Source organism: Corynebacterium sp. HMSC071F07 (genome assembly GCF_001810285.1).
In the GTDB taxonomy this organism is placed as follows: Bacteria; Actinomycetota; Actinomycetes; order Mycobacteriales; family Mycobacteriaceae; genus Corynebacterium; species Corynebacterium simulans.
On record NZ_KV800681.1, the window covers coordinates 2,697 to 6,754 of the forward strand.

At 58.4% G+C, this 4,058-nt stretch carries 5 protein-coding genes and 1 tRNA gene; 4 read left to right on the plus strand and 2 right to left on the minus strand.

All coding sequences use genetic code 11. The annotated features are described in order from the left end of the window. Positions 1-49 precede the first annotated feature (49 nt). Together HMPREF2724_RS01260 and HMPREF2724_RS01265 are read left to right on the plus strand one after the other, a co-directional pair. A tRNA-Phe gene (locus tag HMPREF2724_RS01260) sits at positions 50-122 on the plus strand. 54 nt (positions 123-176) lie between these two features. Continuing rightward, positions 177-467: a GNAT family N-acetyltransferase gene (locus HMPREF2724_RS01265; protein ID WP_061924476.1), complete on the plus strand. Its 291-nt coding sequence runs from the start codon at positions 177-179 to the stop codon at positions 465-467. Positions 468-537: 70 nt separating this feature from the next. Here HMPREF2724_RS01265 and epsC read toward each other — a convergent pair whose 3' ends face one another. Next, a complete protein-coding gene (gene epsC, locus HMPREF2724_RS01270) occupies positions 538-1,101 on the minus strand; it encodes a serine O-acetyltransferase EpsC (protein WP_096337004.1) in 564 nt (187 codons plus the stop codon). Positions 1,102-1,174: 73 nt separating this feature from the next. Further along, the gene (gene cysK / locus HMPREF2724_RS01275; protein WP_070586783.1) at positions 1,175-2,110 is read right to left on the minus strand and encodes a cysteine synthase A; all 936 of its coding nucleotides are present in this window, start codon (positions 2,108-2,110) and stop codon (positions 1,175-1,177) included. Positions 2,111-2,367: 257 nt separating this feature from the next. On the opposite strand from cysK, the gene ramA reads away from it, so the two are divergent. Together ramA and HMPREF2724_RS01285 are read left to right on the plus strand one after the other, a co-directional pair. Further along, positions 2,368-3,207 (plus strand): acetate metabolism transcriptional regulator RamA, encoded by an 840-nt coding sequence (ramA, locus tag HMPREF2724_RS01280; protein WP_061924468.1) that lies wholly within the window; start codon positions 2,368-2,370, stop codon positions 3,205-3,207. 76 nt (positions 3,208-3,283) lie between these two features. Continuing rightward, positions 3,284-4,058: UDP-N-acetylglucosamine 1-carboxyvinyltransferase (locus HMPREF2724_RS01285; RefSeq protein ID WP_141748287.1), on the plus strand; the 775-nt coding region annotated here is incomplete at its 3' end.

Consider the following 4,058-nt stretch of genomic DNA (forward strand, 5'->3'; position numbering starts at 1 on the left):
GTCGCGGGTTCAAGTCCCGTCAGGGTCGCCGAAGTCACTTGTGGCTTCTGGCCAGATAGCTCAGTCGGTAGAGCACACGCCTGAAAAGTGTGGGGTCGCCAGTTCGATCCTGGCTCTGGCCACAAATCAACCCCCTTCTGTAGAAGGGGGTTCTTTTGGTTTGCAGAAATGGTTTAATGGGCCACATGACTACTTCTGTTGCACACCAAACTGACGCCTCCCGTTTCGTAATTGCCGTCGATGGGGAAGAGGCCGGCTTCGCGGAGTACGTCGACACTGCAGAAACCCGCGATTTCCACCACACCGTGGTCCACGAGGGCTTCCAAGGCCAAGGCCTGTCCAAACCGCTCATCAAGGCCGCTCTGGAGGATGAATCCACCGCCGGCAAGCGCGTCATCGCCAGCTGTTCTGCCGTCGCGAGCTTCATCGAGAAGAACCCGGAATACCAGCACCTGCTCGAGAACTAAAACCTAAAAGTGGGCCCCACGTTCGTGTGGGGCCCACTTTGCCGCGCTTGGCGACGTCGCAAAGCAACAGCTAGATGTAATAGTCGGGGTCGACGAGCTTGATGCGCTCTTCCTTCTTACGCGGACGGTTCTTTGCTGGAATACCAATAGCAATGTGCTCTGCAGGCACATCCTTGGTGACAACTGCGTTTGCGCCAATAGCAGAGCCTTCACCGATGGTGATGGGGCCTAACACCTTGGCGCCAGCGCCAATCGTGACGTTGTCTTGGACAGTGGGGTGGCGCTTGGTTTGGGTGAGCACCTGGCCGCCCAACGTGACGCCGTGATAGATCATCACGCCCTCGCCGATTTCGGCGGTCTCACCAATGACGATTCCCATGCCATGGTCGATGAAGAACCGACGTCCAATGGTGGCTCCAGGGTGGATTTCGATTCCGGTCCAGAAGCGATTGATTTGCGCAAGGATGCGCGCAGGGCCGCGCCAACCGCGCTTCCACATCCAATGACAGATGCGGTGCACCCAGATGGCATGCAGGCCAGAGTAGACTATGGCGTTCTCCACATCTCCTCGGGCCGCGGGATCATGGTCACGGGCATTCGCCAAATCCTCGCGAATCATCTTTAGGACGTTCATGTGGTACATACTACTGGCAAAGAAAAAGCACCCACCAACAAGATGGGTGCTTTTCATTCAAACGACAGGAAAATTATGCCTCGCGGATGTCCTCAAACAGGACGGTGGAGACATAACGCTCACCAAAGTCCGGCAGAACCGCAACGATGGTCTTGCCCTCAAACTCTGGGCGAGCAGCCAGCTTGAGTGCTGCGGAGATGCTTGCGCCGGCGGAAATGCCCACCAGTAGGCCTTCCTCGGTAGCTAGCTTGCGGGAGGTCTCAATTGCCTCTTCGTTGGTGGCGGTCATGACCTCGTCGAGCAGCTCGCGGTCTAGTACCTCTGGGACGAAGTTTGCGCCGATGCCCTGAATCTTGTGCGGGCCAGCGTGGCCTTCAGACAAAACAGGGGAGTCAGCCGGCTCGACGGCAACTAGGTGGAGGTCGGCATTCTTGGACTTCAGGTAGCGACCAACACCGGTGACGGTGCCGCCGGTGCCGACGCCGGCGACGAAAGCATCAACCTTGCCTTCGGCGTCGTTCCAGATCTCTGGGCCGGTGGTTGCCTCGTGGATCTTCGGGTTTGCCTCGTTGGCGAACTGGGAAGCCAGGATGGCGTTGTCGTTGTTGGCGATGATCTCATTCGCCTTGTCGACGGCGCCCTTCATGCCGGCTGCACCTGGGGTCAGGACGATCTCTGCGCCATAAGCACGCAGCAGCACCTTGCGCTCGTTGGACATGGTCTCCGGCATGGTGAGGATGACCTTGTAGCCAAGGGTGGCGCCAGCGAAGGCGAGCGCGATGCCGGTGTTGCCGGAGGTGGCCTCGACGATGGTGCCGCCCGGCTTGAGCTCGCCGGCTTCTACCGCGGCGTCGATAATAGCCTTGCCAATGCGGTCCTTAACGGAGTTAGCAGGGTTGAAGGATTCGACCTTCACCAGCACCTCTGCGCCGAGGCCCTCCGTCAGGCGGTTCAGGCGAACCAGTGGGGTATTGCCGATGGTTTCCAGAATGTTGTTGTAGACAGCCACTTTGAGGACTCCTTGGAAAATATCTTCGTGCGTACCCTAGCTACTGTACACCACGCTACTAGACAAAGCGGTACATAGCTTCTGAACCGATCATTCGGGCACTGGCTGTGGGATTTGGATCGCGCTTTGGCAGTAAGGCGATTTATTCTTACCCCCATTGGCCGGTTATACTGCGGGGAACGTGTTCTTTTACCCCCGAATCGCATGGTGGGTATGGGTGCACCTACTGGTTACCCCCAACTAGGAGAGAGATTCTCATGGAGCCGCATCGCCTCAAAGATGACGACGAAGCCGTACGCGCCGCACTGTCTTCCCTGAAGACCGCAACCGGCATTCCCGTCACGATGTACGGAACCCTGCTTCCCGATAATCGTCTGCAGATCACCCAGTGGGTCGGCCTGCGCACGCCGGCTTTGCAAAACCTGATCAGTGACGCCGGAGTCGGAGTGGGCGGCCGTGTTGTCAGCACGCGCCGTGCAGTAGGTGTTTCGGACTACGCTCGTGCGACCACCATTTCGCATGAAAATGACCGCTACATCCAGGACGAAGGTCTGCACTCCATCGTGGCTGTTCCGGTCACGGTGCAGCGTGAGATCCGCGGTGTCCTTTACGTCGGCGTTCACTCTCCAGTGCGTTTGGGAGACAAGGTTATTGAGGAAGTAACCATGACCGCCCGTTGTCTGGAGCAGGATTTGGCGGTTAATTCCGCGATGCGCCGCGCCGATGGCGGTAAGGGCGGCGCTGCCCGCGGCCACGTCATGAATGGCGCGGAGTGGGAGCAGGTGCGCTCCACGCACTCCAAGCTGCGAATGTTGGCTAACCGCGTAGACGACGAGGATCTGCGCAAGGAACTTGAGGCTTTGTGCGATCAGATGGTTTCTCCGGTCCGCGTTAAGCAGTCTACGAAGCTTTCCGCCCGTGAGCTTGATGTCCTGTCTTGCGTGGCGCTTGGCCACACCAACGTAGAGGCGGCTGAGGAAATGGGCATCGGTGCAGAGACCGTGAAGTCCTATCTACGCTCCGTGATGCGCAAACTCGGTGCGCATACCCGTTATGAAGCGGTCAATGCCGCTCGCCGTATCGGCGCATTGCCCTGATATACATGGTTCTTCTACCCGGATGCCCCTGAAACTTGCAGAAGTTTTTCAGGGGCATCCGGTAGTTTAGGAAGATGTGAAAGACCAATTTATTGTCTCTGGTGGTGCACGGCTCGAAGGCACGGTTGTGGTTGATGGCGCGAAAAACAGCGTCCTGAAGCTCATGGCCGCCTCGCTTTTGGCGGAAGGCACCACGACGTTGACCAACTGCCCGCAGATTCTCGACGTCCCGTTGATGCGCAAGGTTCTAGAAGGCCTAGGCTGCGAAGTAACTATCGACGGCGACGTCGTTACGATTACCGTCCCCGAAAAGCTCCACTCAAACGCGGACTTCGATGCTGTACGTCAGTTCCGCGCTTCTGTTTGCGTGCTGGGTCCGCTGACCTCTCGCTGCGGTCATGCGAAGATTGCCCTCCCCGGTGGCGATGCCATCGGTTCGCGCCCGCTGGATATGCACCAATCGGGTCTGGAGAAGATGGGTGCACGTACCCATATTGAGCATGGCGCGGTAGTAGCTGTGGCCGATGAGCTCCACGGCGCCAACATTCGCTTGGACTTCCCATCCGTCGGTGCAACCGAAAACATTCTTACCGCCGCTGTCCTCGCAGACGGTGAGACCGTCTTGCGTAATGCAGCCCGAGAGCCAGAGATCGTTGATCTGTGCATGATGCTCAAGGAGATGGGCGCAGATATCGAGGGCGAAGGCACCTCCACCATCACGATCCGCGGCGTAGAAAAGCTGCATCCCACCGAACACAGGGTAATCGGTGACCGCATTGTTGCCGGCACCTGGGCCTATGCTGCAGCGATGACGCAGGGGGATATCACCGTCGGCGGTATCGCGCCGCGTC

Coding starts and splice junctions, on each gene's coding strand:
- ramA (WP_061924468.1), top strand. CDS start 2,368: ATGGAGCCGCATCGCCTCAAAGATGACGACGAAGCCGTACGCGCCGCA.
- HMPREF2724_RS01265 (WP_061924476.1), top strand. CDS start 177: ATGGGCCACATGACTACTTCTGTTGCACACCAAACTGACGCCTCCCGT.
- epsC (WP_096337004.1), bottom strand. CDS start 1,101: ATGAACGTCCTAAAGATGATTCGCGAGGATTTGGCGAATGCCCGTGAC.